Origin of the sequence: Bifidobacterium tibiigranuli (genome assembly GCF_022655035.1) — a bacterium.
Classification (GTDB): Bacteria; Actinomycetota; Actinomycetes; order Actinomycetales; family Bifidobacteriaceae; genus Bifidobacterium; species Bifidobacterium tibiigranuli_A.
Genome location: NZ_JALCUA010000008.1, coordinates 17,588 through 38,743, shown reverse-complemented (window position 1 = coordinate 38,743; position 21,156 = coordinate 17,588). Strand labels below are relative to the sequence as shown.

Here is a 21,156-nt window from a genome sequence, read left to right as displayed (position 1 = left end):
TGTTTACTTATTGGCAGACTGGCATTCAACGACTGATTGCGGGCCAGCGCCATACTCGCACAAGCATCACGAGCGAGACGATTGACAATACTAGGAAGAACCCTCGTATCGACACAGCTGAACCGTGCCAAGGGTACGCGGCGAGGAGCAGGGGCAGCACGAGCCATCCGCCCCACGTTGCGAGATTCAGCCGCCAGCGCAGCGTTCCTTGCTGTTTCGCGTCGCGGTTTTTCCGCAGTGCGGCCCATATTGTCGCTATGAGCGCTACGAGAAACGCAATTCCCATAGCGATGACGAACAGCCAAACCGCAGGGCTTGCATCCCAGACGTGAGGATCCGAAAAGTCGATGTGCATAATGTCATCCTTCACTTTGATATTGGTACTTCAATGTTCAAGTACCAAGTGTAGCACGACAGAGCTGATAGCACGTCAGGAATCCAGGCGGAATACGCAAAGCAAGGGTCGTCACTCGCAGCGCGTACGCCGCCGACCTTGAGCGCACGAGACTGTGCGCCCGGGGACGATACTCTGTTTAAGCGGTTTGTGGGGTGATGTTTCTGATGAGCGACTGGCGGGTATACTCGCTTACGCTCATATGGCGGAGCTTCGCCTCGCGCTCGACCAGCGTCCACAGGGAATCCGGCATGCGAATCGCGTGGCTTTTCATCGGCTCTCGGGGAGCTTCCCACGGCCGGCCTCCGACGGCTTCGAGCGTACTGTTTGCAAACCCGTTCTCTGCCTCGGCGGCAAGCCTGTCAATCAGCTCATCAGTCAGCACTGTACCATCCGATGCAATGTATTGCTGTGCCTGTTCCTTGCTCATCGTCCGCTCCTTTCGATTTCGTTGAGGAATCCCTTGGTCAAATAGTTGGCGTGAATGATGATATTTTCATCACCCATGCCCGCTACGACGACCAACTCGATCTGCCGTGCCTGTGCATCGAATCCGATCGTCGCCCATCGTGGCGGATCGGCTTCGACATCTCGCCACCGCACCCGCCTAGCCCAGCTACCGGTCTCATAAGCGGCGATGATTTGTTCATCACTGAGCCCGTGTTTGCGAGCATGTGGATGGATGACGATATGCATAACAATAAGTATAGCGTAACGTAATACGGAACGAAATGCTATGAGACGCTCATGGACGACCACTGTTTCACGCCTTCCGCTGCTCGCGGACTACACCCGTTTCTGCCTCCACAAAACCTGCCCGCTGGCATCGGTTATGGTCGCTGAAGGCACTGTGGTGAGGTCAATGTCCACATCAAGATGGGCGCTCGCGTCGGCTGCCGTGCTGCGGTAGCGGTAGCGCTTGTTGTCGAGGTGCAGCTTGGTGGTGGCGGCGGTCGTGAGCCAAGGATTGCGGCGGCGCAGACCGATGAGATCCTGATGAGCGCGGTAGATGTTTTGTGCCTGAGCGGACAGTTCACCTGGCGTTTCAGGGAATTCCGGGCGCACGGCGTCGTCGCCGCCGAGACGCTGCTCCTTGATGCCGGTGAGGCCCTGCTCGTCGCCATAATATATCGACGGTATGCCGCCGAGCGTGAGCAGGATGGCCAGCGCGGTTACTGCGCCGTCGGGGCCGAGGGTGCTGGCGATGCGGGTCACGTCGTGGTTGCCGATGAAGGTGTTCGGCGTGAACGAGGCAAGAAACTCGTTGTGGCGGGTCAGCGTCCAATCGAGTTCGAAGAGGTTCTTGTCTTTCAGGGAGGACCAGATCGCCTTCCAGAGTTCGTATTGGGTGACCGAATCGACGCCGGATTCGGCGACGAATCGGCTGTAGTCTCCGTGGATCATTTCGCCGAGGAACCACGTATCAGGGTGCTGCCGCCGTACCTGAGGAATGACGCGCGCCCAGAAGTCGGTGCTGACGGAGTAAGCTGCGTCGAGCCGCCATCCATCAATGCCTCGCGCCAGCCAGTGGTTCATAACCTGAGTCGTGTATTCCACGGCCTGCTCGGAGGCGTGATTGAGTCGCACAAGCGAGGAATGCCCCTCGAAAACCCGGGGAATGGCCCCGATCGGCGCATTCCAATCGATATCGAACAAGCCGGCCTTCGGGCCGTTCGGTCCTTCGGCCAAGGCTTGGAGCACGTCGGGATGTTGCGCGCCGACATGGCTGAACACCCCGTCGAGCAGTATGCGCAGGCCGCGTTCCTTGCAGGCGGCAACGAAGGCGTCGAAGTCCGCGTCGTTTCCCAGCCTGGGGTCGATGCGGAACTGATTCAGCGAATCGTAGCCGTGCGACTGCGAGGCGAAAATCGGCCCCAGCAGCAGCCCCGAAGCCCCGAGCTTCACCGCATAATCCAGCCAGTTAGTGAGCCTGTGCAAGCGCGGAACGGGCGTCATGTCCGCGTCGCGTATCGGCGCTCCGCAGAATCCCAGCGGGTAGACGTGCCACCAGATAGCGTGCTCGGTCCACTGTGGAGTCTGCGGTTTCCTCGCGGCCAGCGATGCTGTTTCACTCATTTGGCATCCTCTCGATCACCAGTCGTCCTGCTACTGAACTGTGTTTACTAACAATTAGTGACTGTAGTTCACTAGAGGTAGACTGTCAACATGACACGTATTGACCGCAAGCCGCGTCACCGGCTCGACCCCGACTCCCGCCGCGGTGCCATACTGGATGCGGCGGCGAACGCCTTCGCCGAGCACCCCTACAACGAAGTGACCATCGCCTCGATCGCCGCCGATGCTGACGCCTCAAACGCCTTGGTTTACCGCTATTTCGCCAACAAAGAGGACCTCTACGCCGAAGTCGTGCGGCTGGCCATAGCGGATCTCATGAGTCGCCAGACCGCCGCGCTCAAGGCACTGCCGACTGGAACTCCCGTGCGCGATCGCATCGCGGCGGCGACCGAAGTCTACCTCGACCACATCGCTCATCACCCGGACGCCTGGGCCATGCCCATGCGCCAGCCGGGAGGCGAGCCGCCCGCTGCCGCCGAACTGCGCGCTGACGCCCGTCGCCGTTACGTGCAGGGTCTCGACAGACTGCTTGACCCCAGTGACCAGGAGCGCCACGGGTATGCCTTGTGGGGCTATTTCGGCTTCATCGACGCCGCTTGCCTGCGCTGGGTCGACAAAGGCTGCCCCGACGCCGAGCGATGGCCGCTCATCGATGCCGCCCTAGGCTCGCTCCAAGGCGCGCTGGGCGATTGGAGTGCGTAGGGGGATTATATGCTCAAACGAATCTCGCCGGAACATATGAACGTATGAAAGAAGTTGCTGTTACGCTTCAAGTCGCGTGGCGAAAGCCGGCAGCCCGGCCTTTCTCAGCCCGGCATATTCTTCGACCATGGTGCGCGGTGGATGCCTCTTGCGCGATGCCATCCGTGTTATCGCATGACGAACGGCTTCAGGTGATTCGTCGTAGATTCGTGAGAGGAATGCGTCGGGATGCTCTGCTCTGATGCTGTACTTTTCCAGTGTTTTCGGTGGAAAGTCGGCAAGGTTGATAGTGACGATGATCGTAGCTCCTCCCGCTCGTGCCGCAGCGAGCACATGCCTGTCATCCGGGTCGGGCAACGTGAATCCGTCCAGGTGATTTCGCCAATCCGGTACTTGGGCATAAGGATAGGCATCATTCACTGTGCTCAGGAACGCGTCAATTTCGGCTGTTGTCGCGTGCCTCCACGCTTTGGGCAGATTGCGTCTGATTTCCGCCATGATCTCATCCGACCAGAGTGGCTCGAACAGGCCGTCGTCGGCTACGGTGAGCAGCGTGTCGAGAATCCAGATGTGGAAGAAGATGTTGGCATCGAGCACGGCGGTTTTCATGCGAATGATTCCTTAGTTGCTATGAGGCGTGCCGTACAGGCCCATGTCTTCGGCCAGGTCGCGCATGGCGTCAAGGGCCTTGCGCCGGTCAGAGCGCATGGCATCGCGATAGGCGATGATGTCGGACTCGCGCATCATATGATTGCCCGCCTCGCCGTTGCGGCGGAACGGGATCTTGCCGTCGTCAAGCATGCGCTGGACCGTTTTGCGCGAAACGCCGAGAATGCGGGCCGCCTCGCCGGTACCTATAGTGCGGCTGTGCCCGGACGCGGCCATGGCAGCGTCTACGGCCGCGTTAAATGCCGCCTCATCCAATTGGTAGGTTCGTCCATTGCCCTGCAGAATGAACGGCGCATCATCAGTCACCGGCCTCGCCTCAATCATCGCGATGCTCATCATCGGCCTCCTCTACAGAAATGTCCAATATGACCAATTTTATCATTATTCGGTTTTGCTGTCAGACTATAGTTTGAACGGCTTAAATCCCGCGCGTCTTATGAGAAATTTGGTGAAGGCATGATCCTTCAGAGAAGCTTGGCTGCTAGCTTTCCAACCCGAGTCCGCGACGGGCGGCGACGTGAGCGAGCAGCCGCGTCGTGTCGACGAACGGCAGCGGGGACTCGTCTTCGCTCGTAATCACCACGGGGATTTCGGTGCAGCCGGCGATGAAACTGTCGCAGTCAGCGTCCACCAGGTCGCCGATGAGATTGACCATATGCTCATGCGTCGTTGGCGTCTGCGGGCCGTTAATGACCTCATCATGCAGCAACTTATCCAGCTCGTGCTGACGCTCGGTCGAAAGCCGTACTGGTATTATGCCTGCCGCCCGGAGCGGCGCGTCATATAGACCATCTTCGACCGTCGTGTTCACGCCTAGCACGCCCACCGTGCGGAAACCGCGACGCACGCACTCGGCGACCGTCACCGCCACGATGCTCACCACCGGAATCGCCGCTGCTTGCTGAATGCGGCCGATGACGAAATGCGGCGCATTCGACGGGATCACCACGAAATCGGCACCTGCCCGTGCCAGCACATCCACGGATTCGAGCATCAGCGCGGTCAGGCCGTCCCAGTCGTGGGCCAGCATCAGCGCCTCGTTGCGCTCATGCTCCGGATTCGTCATCGTGATGCGCGGATGCGCGCCCGGGCGGCCCTGCAGTCGTGCGCATTCGGCCACAATCTCCTGCACGCACAGCAGCGTGCCCGGAATCGTCACGCCCGCTACGCCGATATGCCCGAGGGAGGCGTCGGCCGGTGCAGATGGTGTGGGCACGGACGCGTCTGCGGGCACAGGAGTAGTTCCGGCTGAGGCCAATTGCGAATCGCCATCATTCATGCGGCCAGTGTATCGCCGCGCACGTTTTGCCCAATCGCGCCCTTTTTGTTCAACTGAGGGCAACGGCAGGAATGCCACAACCCGCTCTGTTCGTCAGGCCGTTTGCATCGCGGCTTTTCCGAGCAGTTGGCGGAGGTATTCCGACCGGCTCAGATGCTTTGTTTTGGCCTGCCTGTCAAGGCTTTTCTGCCATGATTCGGGCACGCGCACCTGAAGTCGCACGGTCTCCTCATGAGGCTGGCCTGCGCGGGGGCGGCCTAGCAGCATGTTTACCGCTTCGTCCGGGTCTCTCGCACCTGTGGCCCTCATGAGCAGCGCGTCCATTTCCTTCTGGGCCTGCTCGCCTTCTGAATCGACAGCTTTAGTATCATCCCAGCGCCAAATGTTATCGTCGTTCATCGTTATTCCTTTCCTGGCCTCTGTCCAAGAACCCTGCCTGTTCAGCATTCGCATGAAAGACTACAAGCTGCCCGGAGCCCGTTATCTTCATGATGATTTCCAAACTCGGTACTAAAAGGTCGCCATGATGTCGTCCTGTGATTTTGAGATATGTTTCGCCGTTCTCTTGATACGTTCTTTTATGGATGATGTGTCTTGCCGCATATAGGACATCGTCAAGCGTGAACCCGTGCTTTCCCGCGGATTCGGTGAACTCGATGCCGAACTGCTGTACCATGAAATAACTGTACGACAATAATAGAGTACATGCAAGTTTGTGCTCATTGCAATTGGCGAATTTCAGATCGACTCCTGAGCATAGATTCCCAATCTCGCATACGGCAACGATCCAAAAGGCATGGTTACTGTTTCCCGCTCGCCTTCTTGCGTGGGAAGAGGAAGATGGTCGCCAGACCGAACGGGATGACGCAGGCTCCGATGCTGTAGATGCTGGTGAAGGCGGCTTCGAATCGTGTGGTGGCTTGGGTTTTGATTGTGGCGATGGCGGCGTTAACCGTCTCGTTGGTGTGCTTGATTTCCTTGTCGACTTGGATTGCGACTTGCGCTGCCACCTGGCTTTTCACGCTTTCCGGCGCCTGCTCCAAGTGCTGCTCAACTATGGCTTTTCGGGTGTTCGCGTCGATGAGTTGCTGCCGCTGAGCTGGAGTGACATGGCTGGTCGGAATGGCCGAGGTTTTCGTGGCTCCCGATTCGATGCTGGCTAGAGATTCCTTGAGGAGTATGTCTCGCGTCTGCTGGGGAAGACTGGTCAGCGAGTCGACGGTTGCCTTCGTGTCCGCGATTGCTGCGGTTCGCTGGGTGGCGATGTTTCCCGTGAGCGTGGTGACGAAGACGGCGACGGCGAGTACGATGCCGATTCGCCCGATCACGCCGATGACGCTTTGCGAGGCGGTGAGCAGCTCCCCGGTGAAGTCCGCTGCAGACAGGATGGTGAGCGGCGCGACGATCATGCCGAAGCCGGCTCCGACGAGAGCGCCGGCCGTGATGACCTGGACGAGGACCGTGGGATCCATGTGCCCCAGCAGCAGGTAGCCGCCGGTGAGTGCGGCGAATCCGGCGGCGAGTAGGATGCGGGGCCCTATTTTCGCGAGCAAAAGGCCGGATATCGGCGTGACGAGGAAGATGAGCAGACTGACGGGGGTGACCAGAAGTGCGGCTTTGAGTTCGCTGGTTCCCTGAATCTTGGTGAAGAAGGTCGGCAGCAGCACGGTCACGCCAATGAGGAAGAAGTAGCCCACGAGCATGACGATGGACGAGCCGACGAACTGTCGGTTCGCAAACAGCCGCAAGTCGATCATCGGGCTGCGTGCTCTGCGTTCCGCGGCGACGAACGCTGCAAGGCCAATCGCCGCTACGATGAACAGCGCGATGATCGCCGGGCTGGCCCAACCCCACGTCGAGCCCTGGATGAGCGCGAGAACAAGGCTGAACAGGCTTGCCATGAGCAGCAGGGAGCCGGCCCAGTCAATGCCTGCCTTCACTTTGGGTTCTCCCTTGATGCGCAGCTGGGTCAGGCAGACCACGAGCGCGAGCAGCCCGAGCGGAAGGTTGACGAAGAACACCCAGCGCCAGCCCAGATACTGGGTGAGGACTCCGCCGATGACGGGGCCGAGCGCCGAGGCGAGCCCTTGGGTGACGCCCAGGGCTGCTATCACGCCGGTGCGCGATTGCAGCGAGGCACTGGAGATGCCGATGGTCATGGAGCTGGGGAACACGATGGCCGCGCCGAGGCTCTGCATAGCGCGAAACGCGATGAGCGGGGCGAGCCCCCATGCCAAGCCCGACCCCAGGGAGCCGAGCAGGAACACCGCAAGCCCCATGATGTAGGTGTGGTGCATGCCCACGATTTCCGCCACGCGACCCAGCGGTATCGACAGCGCCGCGAACAGGATCGTGTACACGTTCAGCGCCCACGACAGGGAGTTCAGGTCGGTATCCAGCCCCGTCTGGATGGCCGGAAGCGTGATGTTCATGATCGTCGTATCAAGCATGCATAGGAAGATTCCCAGGCACATCGCCCCGATGACGAGAATCGTTCCGTGCCGGCCCGCGCCGGGCATGTTCGCGGTGCCTGCAGCGTTCATAGGGTTCGCAGCTGTGTCCGCTGCTTCACCGCGAGATGTTATGTGCAATTTCATACGCCCCTCCATGCAATTTTCTATTTATAATATTTATAGTAATAATATTACTAATGATAAGATAATAGAGAAGTAGTCGAAATGTCAAATATGAAAAGCGGCAAGGAGCGTGGCATGGCAAAGGGGCGGGATATCATCCTCTCGCTGCTGTATCAGCAAGATCTGTCGGGGTACGACATCAACGAGATTCTCACCAAACGGTTCAGCCACTTCATGCCCGGCACATCAGGCACCGTGTATCCGGTACTGCGCAATCTTGAAAAGGATGGGCTGGCGACGTCCAGAACGGTCATTCAGACCGACAGGCCCAACAAGAAGGTCTACTCCATCACCCCGGCGGGAAAGACCAAGGCGGAGAAGTTCCTCGCCAGCCCTATTGCGCCCGACGAGTTCCGGTCCGATTTCCTCTTCCGCACCTATCTGGGCATCAACATGGGGAGAGAAGACTATACCTCGCTGATCGAATCGGAGAAACGCAGCATTCAAAGCAGGCTGGACCAGCTGATGCAGGACTACGACGGCGTCAAGGACGAATTCATGAGCGCGGGCATGCGATACGCCTACGACTTCGGCATCCGCTTCTACCAAGACAAGCTCGATTTCCTGCAGCAGCACCCCGTGCCGCAGCCAGAATAGGTGCGTTCAGGTTCTGTTATAAAAGAACATGACGAGGCTCATATAATATATCATATATGATTGTTTATATGGATATATCATGCTATCCACTCATATCTGATATTATAAATTGCATGACAACCATAACCGATACCTTGCTGTCGGTCGGTGAGCAGATTCGACAGTTGCGCATCGCAGCGGATCTCTCTCAGGCTGATTTGGCATCGAGGGCGAATGTGGGCGTGGCAACGGTGCGTCGTCTGGAAGCCGGGCATGACGTCGCCTTGGGAACGCTTGCTGCCATCGTTCGTGTGCTTGGCCGGATTGAGTGGTTCGACGAGCTTGATCCCATCGGGGCTGGCCCTTCGCCTATGGAATTGCTGCGCCAGCAGGAAGGTCTTGCGGCCCGTCCCCGACGCGTATCGAGAGCAAGGGGGAGGCGATGAGCTACACCGGGGTCGATGTGGTGGAGGTCAGGGCGTGGAACCGGCTGGTTGGAGCGTTGACGCGCGGGCGGAACCGGGCGGTATATGTCTTTCAGTACGCACCGGAATGGATACGCTCCGGCATCGAATTATCGCCGTTGCAGATGCCATTGCGCCGAGTGCCATATGCCTTCGCGAATCTTGCGCAGGCTACTTTCCATGGACTGCCGCCGATGATTGCCGACAGTCTGCCTGATAGCTTTGGCAATGCGCTGATCAATGCATGGATGGCCGAGCAGGGCATCGAGGCCTCCGCAGTTACGCCGCTCGATCGGCTGGTGTACCTCGGCAATCGGGGCATGGGGGCCTTGGAGTACGAACCAGACTGGTCGCCGCGCTCCTCTGAGCCGAGTGCGTTGGACATGAGCGAACTGATTATCGCTGCGCGTGCCGCCGTGCAAGGCAGCCTCATGGATGACGAATCGGCGCGGCATGCGCTGCAGCAGATTATCAGTGTCGGCATATCCGCGGGCGGTGCCCGGGCGAAGGCGATCGTGAACCTGAATCCGGAAACGAATGAGATCTGTTCGGGGCAGCTGCCTTTGGAACCCGGATATGAGGCTTGGCTGCTCAAGTTCGACGGTGTCGGTGGCGACCAGCAGCTGGGCAAGGGGCAGGATTACGGTCGCGTGGAATATGCGTATTCGCTGATGGCTCGCGGCGCCGGCATCGACATGGCGCAGACGAGACTGCTCGAAGAACATGGCCGCGCGCACTTCATGACACGCCGCTTCGACCGCGACAGCACTGGAAAGATTCACATGCAATCGCTGACCGGCTTGTCCGCAGTCGATTTCCGTGCGTCGGGAGCCAACAGCTATGCACAAGTGTTCGCTGCAGCCGAGGCGCTGCGTCTGGATGCCGAAACGAAAACAGAACTATTCAGACGCATGGCGTTCAACATCGCAGCCACAAACAACGATGACCATGCGAAGAACGTTTCCTTCCTCGCCGATAGGACAGGGCGCTGGAGGCTCGCCCCGGCGTACGATGTGACCTTCGCGTACAATCCGACAGGCGAATGGACGAATATGCACCAGATGAGCGTCAACGGCAAATTCCGAGACATCGGCTATGACGATCTCATGGTTCTCGCGGACCAATTCGCCGTCGAGCGGGTGCGCGAAACCCTGCGTGGCATCCATGAGGCGCTGGATTCTTGGGATGAGTACGTGCATGAAGCTGGACTTGCCGCAACGCGCGCCGATGCCATCTCCCGGCAATTCCACCCCGAGGCGCTGGGAAGGTTCTAGTCGTATCGGTGCCGTGCCTCGTTGCAGCCTGTGACATGTTAATGTAACGAAGCTTTGCCTGGTAACTGATCTTGTAATTTACAATTCCGCAATCATAATAAGCATTATTGGCAATAAAAGATGCTTATTTTGAACATCACCGAGCAGTTTTCATTGAAAGGTGAGGTTCATGACACACCATTTATCGGCACCGAAGATACCGCATACCAATATTCTTCCTCACGCAAAAGCAGCCCAGCGGACGGAGCGGCGCAAGATGCAGCGATCGATGGGTGCTCGGCACCTGGTAATGATCGCGATGGGCGGCGTAATCGGCTCCGGTCTCTTCCTGAGCTCGGGCTATACGATTTCGCAGGCTGGGCCGCTCGGAGCAATAATCGCCTATCTGATAGGTGCCGTTGTGGTGTACTTGGTCATGGCCTGCCTTGGTGAGCTCGCCGTCGCCTATCCGGTGTCTGGGGCTTTCCATATCTATGCGGCACGTTCCATTGGCCCCGCTACTGGTTTCACGACGGCTTGGCTCTACTGGCTTTGCTGGGTGGTGGCGCTGGGGTCCGAGTTCACTGCGGCAGGCATCCTTATGCAGCGTTGGTTTCCCCAGGTAGCTGTATGGGTATGGTGCCTGATTTTCGCATCACTGTTGTTCGGCGTCAACGCGATTTCGGCAAGAGTCTTCGGCGAGACCGAATTCTGGTTCTCACTGATCAAAGTGACTGCCATTCTCGTCCTCATTGTTCTTGGAGGCATGGCGATCTTCGGCTTTACGCCACTTTCCCCACACCATCCGCAAGCTGTTTTCTTTAATAACTTCAATACTGGCAAAGGTCTGTTCCCGGTGGGAATCGGAGGAATCGGGATTACTTCGCTCGCGGTGTTCTATTCGTTTAGCGGCTCCGAGCTGGTCGGCGTCGCCGCTGGTGAGACGAAAGATCCCAGTAAGAACATTCCGAAAGCACTTCGCGCCACTGTAATGCGGCTGGTAATTTTCTTCATTGGCGCGATTGCGGTCATCGCAGCAATCGTGCCTTACGAGAAAACCGGCGTTACCAACAGTCCTTTCGTAACTGTCTACGATTATATTGGCATCCCATATGCGGCAGATATCATGAATTTCGTGATTGTCACCGCGCTTCTCTCCGCAGGCAACTCCGGTCTGTTCTCATGCGCGCGTATGTTGTTCTCGCTTGCTGAAGAGGGATATGCACCTCGTGCCTTCTCCCGCCTCACTAAACGGGGCATTCCGTTCATCGCGTTGAGCGTGAGCATGGTCGGTGGTCTCGCCTCACTCATTTCAAGTGTCGTCGCACCCGGGACCGTATATCTGGTGCTCGTGTCGGTCGCTGGGTTCGCAGTCGTTGCCGTATGGATGTCGATTGTCGCTTCATTGTTCTTTCATCGTCGCAAGTTCATCAAAAATGGCGGAGATATCAATACGCTGGAATACAAGACGCCTTGGTATCCGGTGGTGCCGATAGTCGCATTCGTGCTGCTTGCGATTTCTCTCGTTGGCGTTGCCTTCGATCCGAATCAAGTGGCTGCGCTTTATTTCGGCGTGCCGTTTACTGCAGCGTGTTATCTCTGGTTCTGGTGGCGGTATGGGCGTAAGGCGAAAAATGGCAATGCACGTTCGTAGGGCGCGTGCTGCTACATTGGCCTGCTGTACCCCCTGAGCTTGCTAAGCTCGTATTTCGTCTGAGTGGTACGCTTGCACTTGTGAATGCCTCAGAACGTAAACCGGGAGAAGTTTCTTCTTTTGGTCAGGGTGTTGCGCTGATCGACGCGGTTGTGAGGCATGAACGCAGTGGTCGATTGGGGCTGAGTGTTTCCAGACTTGCCGATTTGACCGGTATAGAGAAGAGCCGTGCATCTCGATTGACGCAAGAGCTTCTTGAACTTGGGATGCTAGAAAAGGCCTCGGATGGAAGACTTCGTGCCGGTCCGGGTTATTTTGCATTGGGCGCTTCGCGACAGGATGCTTGGCTGCGTGCTTCGCGACAAGAGCTGAGGGGCCTTGCCTCTCGCTATAAGGCAAGCTTGCGGATACTTGCGGCGGATGGTTCATTGGCCGTTCTTTTGCGATTCGAATCGGGGCTGGGCGCTCCTGATTCAGCAATCCGGCCGGGAATGGTCACTCCGATTTGGAGTACGGGCGGAGGTCGCGCCCTACTCTGGGAAATGAACGACGACGAGATTGTGGATCTTCTCAAAGACAGCCGTTTTATCGGAATCGGTGGTCCCAACGCCGTAAAATCGAGCACGGAGGTTGCGAACAGGGTTCGATGCGATCGCAGCCGAGGCATCGTCGAAGCCGTTGAGGAATTTGAATATGGCGTGGTTGAACTTGCATCTCCTATATGTGTCAACCATGATGTCATTGCCTCGGTTAGTGCGGCGTGCCGCATCGAAGATGCAGAAGCTAGAGACGGACTGGCGCGCGAGCTGCCTTTACTTGCGCACCGGCTGGGGGACATCGCCGGTCGGAGCCGCGACCCAGCCAAGCAGTGAGCTGAGTTCCGCTGCTGCATGTGCACAGCTTTCTCCCAGAAGGCTGATTCGGTCGGCGAGACGTGTCCGTTCGCCCACGATTTGGAGAGCGGCGATATTCTCGCCTCGGAAGTCGAATACCGGAGCCGCGACGGACAGCAGCCCGGCCTCGGCTTCTTCGTCGATGATTGCATAGCCGCGTTCGCGAGCCTTCTTCAACCGTTCAATAAACTCTTCAACGTCTTTGGCTGCGCGAGGTCCGCCGTTGCCGAACTGGGTATGCGAGAAAACATCGCGTATTTCCTCGTCGCTGGCGTCCCAGAGCGTGGCTTGGCCGGCATCGCTGTTGAACGCGGGGTAGGCGCGGCCGAGCCATGAAGCGAACAAGTCTGTATTGCCGGCGATACATTCAACGACGGTTATTGTGCTGTCTGCATAGAGTTCGCCTAAGAAACAGGATTCTCCCACTGTGCGCGACAGCTGCTCAAGGACGGTGAGACCGTCCCCGCGCAGGCGTTGCTCGGTGAGCGCCTGGGCTGTTGCGTAGGTGCTCACGCATAGTCGGTACCCCTGCCTGTTGACTTCGACTATTCCGCTGGACGCCGACCGGGAAAGAACCCTTGAAACCTGAGAACGTTCTCTGCCCATGCATCGAGCGAGTTGGCTGACTTTCCAAGGTGATTCACTGGTTCGGCTTGCTGCTGCAAGTGCCTGAAGCACTTCCATGCCGCGTCCCATGCTTGTACGGTTCATCATTTTTTTATTGTACTTCGCAGACTCGTTCAATAAACTGTGTAATAAAAACATTACAATATGTTAATAATGCACGATATATGCTTGTGGTCATGAAACAAAACGATCCAGCCGTCCCTCGTCCTGACCGGCACCTGCCCCGAACCCTTTGCGAACTCAGTCTCGCTGTGCACGGTGGTGTTCTCATCGATAGCACCAAGGCGATACGCACGTCACTTGTCATGGCAAACGCCTATGAGCTTCCGGAGGATCCTAGCGAAATCAGCTGGTCCGCCACAGATCCAAGCCTCTACACACGCAACAGTGGCTATAATCAGGTCGCGCTTGAAGAGAAGCTTGCAGCTTTGGAACATGGTGAGGAGGCTGTGGCGCTGGCCTCGGGAGTTGCGGCTCTGCACTCGGTTTTCTTCACCCATGTTCGCGCCGGCGATCATGTCGTCGTAAGCGATGTCGTCTATGAATCAACTTGGCGGCTATGGTCCGAGCTGCTGCCGCAGCGTTACGGCATCGAAGCCACATTTGTTGACATCACCGACCTTGATGCGCTGCGTGCCGCAATGCGTTCCAACACGAAACTGGTGTGTACTGAAGCCATAGCCAATCCGACCACGAAGGTCGCCGATATCGATGCCATTGCAAAAATCGTGCACGAATATGATGCGATACTCATGGTCGACTCGACGTTCACGCCGCCGCCGCTTTTCCGCCCGCTCGAACATGGAGCTGACCTTGTTGTGCATTCCCTGACGAAGTACATCAATGGTCATGGCGATGCCACGGGTGGTGCGGTGATTGGGTCCGAGGAATTGGTTGATCCGATAAAGGCAGATGCCATGGTTGACGTGGGAGGCATCATTTCCCCATTCAATGCTTGGCAGATTCAGCGCGGATCGGTCACTCTTCCGCTGCGTTTGAGGCAATGCTACGACTCCGCCCAAGCCATAGCGGAGTTTCTTGAGCAGGATGAGCGCATCCAATATGTCTATTACCCGGGTCTGGCTTCCCATCCCCAGCATGATCTGGCTGTTCGGCAGTTCGGTGCTGGGAATCTCGGCGGCACCATTGCATTCGCCGTCCGTGGAGACCACGACGCGCAGAATCGATTCGTTTCCAAACTTCGGCTGATTACCTCAGCGTTCTCACTTGGAGAAGATCACTCGCTGATAGTCTATACGGGAATCAAAGGGGCGCAAGTCAAGGCCTATCCTGAGCCGTTCCGCACATATGGCCACCTCAGGATTTCGGTCGGCTTGGAAGATGCGGGCGACCTTGTGACTGATATCTCCGGGGCGCTCGACGAGACTTTCCCCGTATAGTCATTCATTCAAATCTGTGGTTGTCGTGATCGCTGTAGCAAAGAGTAGAAGTCGTCCTTTCTCATAGCTTGATTGCGCGGCCGAGGAATTTATCGAATGTCGCCGTTGTCTTTGAGCTTGAACCTGAGAATAAACGATGCGAAGGCAGCCAGACAGGCGCAGACATAGGCGGCAACCGGGAAATTCCAGTGCCCGATGATGATTGAAACTGCGGCTGAGCCAGCCGCGGTTCCCATCCACATGAATCCGTTGTTCATGGCGAGAACGGTTCCTCTGCCCTTGTGGCTGATTTGCGTGACGAAGGACTGCATCGCGGAAAAAGCCGCGCCGCCTGCCATCATCCAGATGACTATGTCCGTAATCGTAAGGGCTATATACGCCTTCCGCAACGGCAATGTCACGAACGAAACGGCCAATATCAGTGTCATGACGGTTGCCAGCTTTTTTGATGGAACTTTGCTGCTCAACGCACCGCTCAGCAGTACTCCGGCCAGATTTCCGATTCCCGCCAGAATGAATATGATGCCTACGGGCATTGCGGTTTGATGCGGTTGCAGCTGCTGTTGTGCTTGCTGATGCAGCCAGTAACCCAAAAAAGTGTACAATCCGAAATTCGCGAAATTGATGAGGAAGGTCGTTATGTAGCTGTAGATGATCTGCGGTTGGGCGAGAATCGTCCGATATTCCTTTGCCGTTATTGCAACCGTTTGTTGGGGGTCGTTGCTGTTGGGAAGCAGCAACAGGATCGTGATAGTCGCTGCCAAGGCGAATGCGGCCAGTGCGTAAAAGCATTCCTGCCAGTCCAGTTTCTGCTCTATCAGTGTTCCGATCGGGACGCCGATGATTAAACCGAGCGACAACGCCGATGACACCGCTGCCGTCACCTTGGCGCGTATGGCTTGATCGAAGTAATCCCCGATGAACGCCCATATGTTCGGGGCAGCGAATGCGGCCCCGACGCCGGTGGCGCACCTCGCAGCCAAGATGACGGCGAAGCTCCCGGCAATGCCAGTAATCAAGGATGACGCCGCAAACACCGCCATGCCAATGGCGATCATCGGTTTTCGTCCGACGCGATCCGAAAGCGGCCCCAAGGCAAAGGTAAAGATTACATAGAACAGCGAATATGCCGAAACCATGTAGCCGCCGCTCCCGGCGGCAATATGGAGGTCTGCGGTGATGCCGGGGATGAGCGGGGAGATGACGAAGGTATCGCATCCGATCAGAAAGAAAACGAGGAACAGCGCTGCGATGATGGGTACTTGCTTGTGCATGGAAAATCCTTCCAGTGGTGAAATACAACTGACTCAGGAATTATGCTTTGATATCAAAGCATTTAGTTAAAAAAATTAGAAATTGCTATTGATCTTTGCCAAAAGGCATTGCAGGGTCTTCCTTTCTTCATCCGTCACCCCTTGATATTCGATGTCGTACAGGTCGCGGGAGATCGCTTGGAAATGCGGTTCGAGCGCCTTGCCGCTATCGGTGAGGGAGACGATGGTGACGCGGCTGTCTTCTTCGTCCTTGCGGGTTTGCACGAAGCCTCGCTGTTTGAGCTTGTTCACCAACGCCGTAACCGTCGAGGGGTCGCGGAAGATGGCGCTGGAAAGCTGGCTCATCGAAATTTCCTGATATTTGAATAGATTGGCGATAACGTCCCCATGGGAAGGTGCCAAGCCGGCCAAGCCGATTTTGCCCATCTCCTGCGTGAGGTATCTATTCGACTTCTCGCTGATTCTGCCCATGAGGAAGATGGTGTTATCTATCTGCATGCTTACAATATACTTTGATGTCAAAGTAATGTCAAACTGTGCAGAAAAATTGGTGGATATTAAGTATTTGGAAGTGGCTTCGCTAGTCGGGGAATCGCTTCAGCGGAATGTTGGCGTGTCAAAAGTAATCTATTTTTTTGGTGTACTTTTGTCATGTTGAGATGCCGAAGCATATGAGGCAATTGTGGGTCAGATATGTAAAGGTGTGTCCGTCCGAGCGAGTTGTCCACATTGTGTTACTTGCGACACGCCGACGGTGTGGATAAGTCCGAGCGTTCGACCACATAACCCTTTTTCGCTTGTATGACTGAGAACCCGGCCGATAGCGTAGGTAGCAACTATCACCTATGCTTGAAGGCATACGAAAGGAACCCGGCCATGAACACGCTCCTCATCAGCAGCATCCCCACCCTCGCGGCAATCCTCGCCATCGGCGCAGCCTTGGCTAGGATCGTCCTAACCGGCAACCGAAGCCTTGCCAAGCGCATCGATGACACGAACCTCCGTATCGACGGTGTTGAAAAGAACCTCACTGCTCGCATCGACAGCGCTGAGACCAATCTTGGCAAACGCATTGACGGGAACAGCAGCGAGATACGGGCTATGGATGCTAAATTCAGCAATGAGTTCATCGCCGTCAATCAACGCTTTGATTCCGTCAATCAGCGTATCGACAAGGCGCTCAATCTCGCGATTCGATGATGGTTCTTCCGTCCGAAAGCCACGCTTAGCTATGTGTGCGGGGACTCCTCGTCATTTGCCAGGAGAGTGCATTCATTTGTTGCCGCCTTCTTACAGTTTGGCGAAAGAAGGCGTGACGGTGTTGATGAGGACTTGAACGAGTGGGCTCCAAGGGCGGTTCGACGGCCCGCTGAAGATCAGCTTTCGCTCCTTGGCCGGGGCGAGGGGAACCATTCGGGTATTGGGCGCAAGCATGCCCATGCCAATCGAGGGGAAAACCGTCACGCCCAACCCGGCCGCGACGAAGTTGAGCAGTGCGGCATTGTCATACACCCGTTGCGCAGGAACGAAACGAGGGTCTACAGCTCGGAACATCGCGGTGACTTCGGGGCCGCATCCGCCGCCGGAAATCAGAATCGGGTCGTCAAGGAGATCACGGGCGATGACGCTCTCGGCTGCGGCCAGCGGGTGGTCGTCGCGCAGGACGGCGCAATAGCGGTCTTTGCCGACCGTCACGGCTCCGGTGGGGATATGACTCGGATTGACGAGGATGGCGGCATCCGCAGCGCCGTCGTCAAGCCATTCGACCAGTTCCGGGTCGTCGCCCTCGAAGACGCTTATCGTGATGGATGGAAACGCCTGCTGCCAATCGGCGAGAAGCTTCGGCAGCAATCCGAAGCAGACCGTAGACGGGGCTGCTAATCGCACTGTCCCGGTGAGATTGCCTGCCGCGCGTGCCGCTGTAGCCACGAGGGCGTCAGCGGAGGAAAGCGCCGAACGCGCGTGAGGAAGGAGCTCGGAGCCAAGCGCGGTGAGTGCGATTGCCGGCCTACGAATGACCAATGTCGCATCAAGCTCGGCCTCCAACGCAGTGATGGCATGTGAAACCGCCGACTGGGAGACTCCCATTTCATCCGCTGCTGCGGCGAAGCCCTCGAAATCATGCACGGCAACGAGCGCGCGGAGCTGTGCAAGCGTGACTGCCATGAGCGTCCTTCATGTTTAGGTGAATTCGATTGATTTGATTCATGTCAATAATACGCGCAATCTGAAGCACATGAGGAACATGAAGCATGTGAAGAACCATAAAACGCCTACGGTCGTATTGTTCAGCCTGCTCGGGCTGCTGTGGGGCGCGAGTTTTCTGCTGATCAAGATCAGTCTGCGAGGACTCAACCCGGCTCAAGTGGGGCTGTGTCGTCTGGCGCTCGGCGCGGCGACGCTGACCGCTGTCATGCTGGTGACGCATCGTCCTTGGCCTCGGGACGCGAATATCTTCAAGCATCTCGCGGTCATCGCGGTGTTCATGTTCGTGCTTCCGGTCGCGCTCTACTCTTGGGCCGGGCAGTTTCTCCCGTCCAGCCTTTCCGCAGTACTCAACGCGACCACGCCGTTGATGACGCTTATCGTCGGCGCGATCGCATTACACAGCGAGCGCCTTACCGCCAGGCAGATAGGAGGCGTCCTGCTTGGTGCGACCGGAATTATTCTGGTGCTGGCACCGTGGGAAAAGCAGCCCGGCGGAGAACGGCTGACGGTGGTAGCCGGTAGTCCCCGGTTCTGGCTCGCAGCGTTGGCATGCCTCGCTGCCACATGCTGCTATGGGTGCGCATACGTGTGGATGCGTCGTTTTCTCGTGCCGACCGGCGCGGCGCGCGATCCCGTTGGACTCACCGCTGTGCAGCTGCTTATCGCCGCAGCTCTGACCGCGGCAATCTCGCCATGGAACGGCGCATTCGACTCAATCCATCGGCTCAGCGTGTCAACAATCATCGCAATACTCATACTTGGCGTGTTTTCCACCGGCCTCGGCTATCTGTGGAACACCGACATCACCGCGCGATGGGGATCATTGCGTGCCTCGCAGGTCACCTATCTGACGCCGCTCGTGGGAATCGCCCTAGGGGCCATCATCCTGCACGAGCCCATCGCGTTCCACCACATCGCAGGAACGGCAGCCGTGTTGATAGCCATTGCCTGCAGCCGGTAGCGATAGGCGAGCAAAGGGAGGCGCGACGGCGCGACGCTACCGTTTTCGGTATAGTTGCGCCATAGATGGCGAGGCAAAATGTCGTGATGCCATACGATTTGCACGGTTCCGCAACCGTATCTCCCCGCCCTCAACTCGCTGCAACTCAGTCGGCGGATACAGTGGATTCGGCGGATGCGACAGATGCGCTAGCGGCCTGCCAGCGAGACGACGGCGAGCAGGCAGCCTGCGGCGGTCTCAAAGGTTTCGCACGCATCCTCGCCGAGGCGTACGGCGTCGAATGTGGACAGCTTGGCACCGGCGACCTCGGCATCGCCGTCGAGCAGGATAGCCAGCACGGTACCGCCATGCGCCGCAAGCGTGCGGGCGGCGAGTGGTGCGTTTGCTGCAATCGCAAGTGTGCGCAGGTCGGCAGCGGCGTGGGGCGTCGCACCATAAGATTGAGGTCGCGCGACCCAGAGCCAGACGCGCCGCCTGCAGCCTCGTCATCGCCGGAGAAGCGCACGACTTCGCCCCGCGCAGGGCGGTATGACGCGCCGTTGATGGTGAGCTCGAATCCCGATCCGGCGATGGGCATGAGCCAGCGGTCAACGCCGGGAAGCGGCGAGAACGGCGTCGGATCGCCGACATCCGCCATGCTCACCCGCCATGCGAAGGTGTCGAAGTCGGCACTTTCCGGTGCGATGTCGACTGTGCGCGTGACGCCGAGCCCGTTCTTCCAGCGCGACTGCGCGTAGTCGTCGTGGTGCAGCACTGTCGTCGTCATGGTTGGGCTCCTATGCATTGCGGTTTGGTAGCGGTTTGGTAGCGTTTGCTTGCGGTCTGATTTCGGTGGCATTGCCTGCGTCATCAGCATTGTTACCAGCATGCCTTTGGCTGGAAATATGGCTACATGGTCTGTCTGGACATGGACAGCGCGACTATGACGAATCGAGCAAGCCGTCTCCGCGCTGCACAGCCAATCATGGCAGCAGTATGACAGCATTATGGCGGCGAACAGGCCTGAGGCGGCATAGTACAATATCACGAAACAACGCAATGCAGCGCAATGCAGCGCACGAAAGCCACGAGACCCAGCGAAAAGGACGGCAGCATGGCCGATGAACCGCAGCTCCCCACCTTGATGGATGTCCGCGAAAAACTTCAGCTCATCGATCACTCGCGACTAGCCGAAGTGGCCTCGACGCCTGACAGCGCGGGAAATCCGGTGCAGGAATATGTGCTGCAGGACTTCGCGTGCTTCCACGGTGCATCCGCCCGGGCCGCATTGGACGACGACGATTGGGCGAAACTGTGCAATCTCATGGATCCCACATCGCCGAGGTTCGCCTTGGCTTGTGAGCATGCCCGCGTCGCATGGACCTTCGAATACCGTGTGCACGTTCCAGTTGCTTGAGTTTGCGATAGGATGCGGGCATGAATAGCACAATCGAAACCGAGCGCTTGCTGTTGCGCCCTTGGAAAACCGATGACCGGGCCGAGACCGAGTCGCTGTTCCGTTATGCCAGCGACCCCGAAATCGGGCCGCGCTGCGGGTGGCCGCCGCATACGAGCGTCGAAGACAGCATGTCCGTTATCAAGAATGTTCTTGCGGTCGACGGGAATTGGGCCATCACCATCAAGGATTGCGGCGAGCCGGTCGGCAGCATCGCGCTGAAGCCGGTCAGCCATTACATTGCCGATCCGATCGCCGCCGCTGCCGAGCTCGTGGCGAAGTATGGCGGGGCGTTGCACAATGCGAAGGAACTGGGCTATTGGATTGGCCGGCCATTCTGGGGCAAGGGCTACATGCCCGAGGCGCTGAACGCGGTGCTTGCATTTGCCTTCGACACGCTGCATGCCGATGCCGTGTGGGGCGGCCATTACGCGGCGAATCCGCAGTCCGGGCGCGTCATGGAAAAGTGCGGAATGAAGGTCGTGTGCACGACGAAGCGCGATTACTTCCCGCTGATTGACGAATACCATGACGGCGTGGTGCGGCTGATAGCCGCAGCGCAGTGGCGTGCCGCGAGGTGATGTGCGGATGGTGCGTTGTGCAGATGGATGCACTGTGCGGACGATGCGCAACTTGCAGCCGGGTTTTTCGCTAA

26 protein-coding genes are annotated in these 21,156 nt (G+C 57.7%); 11 read left to right on the top strand and 15 right to left on the bottom strand.

The genetic code is table 11. The annotated features are described in order from the left end of the window. Positions 1–25: 25 nt before the first annotated feature. The 4 genes from LKK40_RS08365 to LKK40_RS08350 all read right to left on the bottom strand — a co-directional run bounded on the left by LKK40_RS08365 (position 26) and on the right by LKK40_RS08350 (position 2,470). A complete protein-coding gene (locus tag LKK40_RS08365; RefSeq protein ID WP_304310248.1) occupies positions 26–355 on the bottom strand; it encodes a hypothetical protein in 330 nt (109 codons plus the stop codon). A 178-nt stretch (positions 356–533) separates the two neighbouring features. After that, positions 534–824 (bottom strand): hypothetical protein, encoded by a 291-nt coding sequence (locus LKK40_RS08360; protein WP_304310247.1) that lies wholly within the window; start codon positions 822–824, stop codon positions 534–536. After that, positions 821–1,090, bottom strand: a complete 270-nt coding sequence (locus LKK40_RS08355; protein ID WP_304310246.1) for a hypothetical protein — start codon at positions 1,088–1,090, stop codon at positions 821–823. Before LKK40_RS08355 ends, LKK40_RS08360 begins: the two co-directional genes overlap by 4 nt. Positions 1,091–1,180: 90 nt before the next feature. Beyond that, entirely contained in the window at positions 1,181–2,470 is a 1,290-nt protein-coding gene (locus LKK40_RS08350; protein ID WP_304310245.1) for an alpha-amylase family protein, read from the bottom strand. 90 nt (positions 2,471–2,560) lie between these two features. Here LKK40_RS08350 and LKK40_RS08345 point away from each other — a divergent pair, with 90 nt between their 5' ends. Then, positions 2,561–3,172, top strand: a complete 612-nt coding sequence (locus LKK40_RS08345; protein WP_304310244.1) for a TetR/AcrR family transcriptional regulator — start codon at positions 2,561–2,563, stop codon at positions 3,170–3,172. A gap of 60 nt (positions 3,173–3,232) precedes the next feature. Here LKK40_RS08345 and LKK40_RS08340 read toward each other — a convergent pair whose 3' ends face one another. From LKK40_RS08340 to LKK40_RS08315, 6 genes are all read right to left on the bottom strand, one after another. Then, positions 3,233–3,781 (bottom strand): PIN domain-containing protein, encoded by a 549-nt coding sequence (locus LKK40_RS08340; RefSeq protein WP_304310243.1) that lies wholly within the window; start codon positions 3,779–3,781, stop codon positions 3,233–3,235. A gap of 12 nt (positions 3,782–3,793) precedes the next feature. Further along, positions 3,794–4,180, bottom strand: coding sequence for a helix-turn-helix domain-containing protein (locus LKK40_RS08335; protein WP_304310242.1), 387 nt, complete (start codon positions 4,178–4,180; stop codon positions 3,794–3,796). 142 nt (positions 4,181–4,322) lie between these two features. Continuing rightward, complete coding sequence (locus LKK40_RS08330) at positions 4,323–5,120, bottom strand: aspartate/glutamate racemase family protein (RefSeq protein ID WP_304310241.1); 798 nt, start codon at positions 5,118–5,120, stop codon at positions 4,323–4,325. A 93-nt stretch (positions 5,121–5,213) separates the two neighbouring features. Then, the gene (locus LKK40_RS08325) at positions 5,214–5,519 is read right to left on the bottom strand and encodes a hypothetical protein (RefSeq protein ID WP_152581594.1); all 306 of its coding nucleotides are present in this window, start codon (positions 5,517–5,519) and stop codon (positions 5,214–5,216) included. Continuing rightward, entirely contained in the window at positions 5,506–5,796 is a 291-nt protein-coding gene (locus tag LKK40_RS08320) for a hypothetical protein (RefSeq protein WP_304310240.1), read from the bottom strand. The genes LKK40_RS08325 and LKK40_RS08320 overlap by 14 nt, the downstream gene beginning before the upstream one ends. A gap of 124 nt (positions 5,797–5,920) precedes the next feature. After that, a complete protein-coding gene (locus LKK40_RS08315; protein WP_304310239.1) occupies positions 5,921–7,663 on the bottom strand; it encodes an MFS transporter in 1,743 nt (580 codons plus the stop codon). A gap of 168 nt (positions 7,664–7,831) precedes the next feature. On the opposite strand from LKK40_RS08315, the gene LKK40_RS08310 reads away from it, so the two are divergent. From LKK40_RS08310 to LKK40_RS08290, 5 genes are all read left to right on the top strand, one after another. Beyond that, entirely contained in the window at positions 7,832–8,353 is a 522-nt protein-coding gene (locus LKK40_RS08310) for a PadR family transcriptional regulator (protein ID WP_304310238.1), read from the top strand. A 113-nt stretch (positions 8,354–8,466) separates the two neighbouring features. Continuing rightward, positions 8,467–8,778, top strand: a complete 312-nt coding sequence (locus LKK40_RS08305) for a helix-turn-helix transcriptional regulator (RefSeq protein WP_304310237.1) — start codon at positions 8,467–8,469, stop codon at positions 8,776–8,778. Further along, complete coding sequence (locus LKK40_RS08300; protein ID WP_304310236.1) at positions 8,775–10,070, top strand: type II toxin-antitoxin system HipA family toxin; 1,296 nt, start codon at positions 8,775–8,777, stop codon at positions 10,068–10,070. Before LKK40_RS08305 ends, LKK40_RS08300 begins: the two co-directional genes overlap by 4 nt. A gap of 169 nt (positions 10,071–10,239) precedes the next feature. After that, a complete protein-coding gene (locus LKK40_RS08295) occupies positions 10,240–11,703 on the top strand; it encodes an amino acid permease (protein ID WP_304310235.1) in 1,464 nt (487 codons plus the stop codon). 80 nt (positions 11,704–11,783) lie between these two features. Further along, positions 11,784–12,575: an IclR family transcriptional regulator gene (locus LKK40_RS08290; RefSeq protein WP_304310234.1), complete on the top strand. Its 792-nt coding sequence runs from the start codon at positions 11,784–11,786 to the stop codon at positions 12,573–12,575. On the opposite strand, the gene LKK40_RS08285 is transcribed toward LKK40_RS08290, so the two are convergent. Then, positions 12,516–13,361, bottom strand: coding sequence for an IclR family transcriptional regulator (locus LKK40_RS08285; RefSeq protein WP_304310233.1), 846 nt, complete (start codon positions 13,359–13,361; stop codon positions 12,516–12,518). The two genes, LKK40_RS08290 and LKK40_RS08285, sit on opposite strands and share 60 nt — an antisense overlap. Positions 13,362–13,399: 38 nt before the next feature. Between LKK40_RS08285 and LKK40_RS08280 the strand changes: the two genes are divergently transcribed. Beyond that, positions 13,400–14,623 (top strand): trans-sulfuration enzyme family protein, encoded by a 1,224-nt coding sequence (locus LKK40_RS08280; RefSeq protein ID WP_304310232.1) that lies wholly within the window; start codon positions 13,400–13,402, stop codon positions 14,621–14,623. Between the two features lie 89 nt (positions 14,624–14,712). Here the strand turns inward: LKK40_RS08280 and LKK40_RS08275 are convergent, their stop codons facing one another. Together LKK40_RS08275 and LKK40_RS08270 are read right to left on the bottom strand one after the other, a co-directional pair. Then, positions 14,713–15,897, bottom strand: a complete 1,185-nt coding sequence (locus LKK40_RS08275; protein WP_304310231.1) for an MFS transporter — start codon at positions 15,895–15,897, stop codon at positions 14,713–14,715. A 75-nt stretch (positions 15,898–15,972) separates the two neighbouring features. Further along, positions 15,973–16,395 (bottom strand): MarR family winged helix-turn-helix transcriptional regulator, encoded by a 423-nt coding sequence (locus LKK40_RS08270; RefSeq protein WP_304310230.1) that lies wholly within the window; start codon positions 16,393–16,395, stop codon positions 15,973–15,975. 378 nt (positions 16,396–16,773) lie between these two features. Between LKK40_RS08270 and LKK40_RS08265 the strand changes: the two genes are divergently transcribed. Continuing rightward, complete coding sequence (locus LKK40_RS08265; protein WP_304310229.1) at positions 16,774–17,097, top strand: hypothetical protein; 324 nt, start codon at positions 16,774–16,776, stop codon at positions 17,095–17,097. 90 nt (positions 17,098–17,187) lie between these two features. Here LKK40_RS08265 and LKK40_RS08260 read toward each other — a convergent pair whose 3' ends face one another. Further along, the gene (locus tag LKK40_RS08260; RefSeq protein WP_304310228.1) at positions 17,188–18,063 is read right to left on the bottom strand and encodes a LysR family transcriptional regulator; all 876 of its coding nucleotides are present in this window, start codon (positions 18,061–18,063) and stop codon (positions 17,188–17,190) included. 88 nt (positions 18,064–18,151) lie between these two features. Between LKK40_RS08260 and LKK40_RS08255 the strand changes: the two genes are divergently transcribed. Beyond that, positions 18,152–19,066, top strand: a complete 915-nt coding sequence (locus LKK40_RS08255) for a DMT family transporter (RefSeq protein ID WP_304310227.1) — start codon at positions 18,152–18,154, stop codon at positions 19,064–19,066. Between the two features lie 145 nt (positions 19,067–19,211). On the opposite strand, the gene LKK40_RS08250 is transcribed toward LKK40_RS08255, so the two are convergent. After that, a complete protein-coding gene (locus LKK40_RS08250) occupies positions 19,212–19,832 on the bottom strand; it encodes a HutD/Ves family protein (RefSeq protein WP_304310226.1) in 621 nt (206 codons plus the stop codon). A 327-nt stretch (positions 19,833–20,159) separates the two neighbouring features. Here LKK40_RS08250 and LKK40_RS08245 point away from each other — a divergent pair, with 327 nt between their 5' ends. Together LKK40_RS08245 and LKK40_RS08240 are read left to right on the top strand one after the other, a co-directional pair. Continuing rightward, positions 20,160–20,462 (top strand): hypothetical protein, encoded by a 303-nt coding sequence (locus LKK40_RS08245; protein WP_304310225.1) that lies wholly within the window; start codon positions 20,160–20,162, stop codon positions 20,460–20,462. Positions 20,463–20,482: 20 nt separating this feature from the next. Continuing rightward, a complete protein-coding gene (locus tag LKK40_RS08240) occupies positions 20,483–21,082 on the top strand; it encodes a GNAT family N-acetyltransferase (protein ID WP_304310224.1) in 600 nt (199 codons plus the stop codon). Positions 21,083–21,156: the final 74 nt, after the last annotated feature.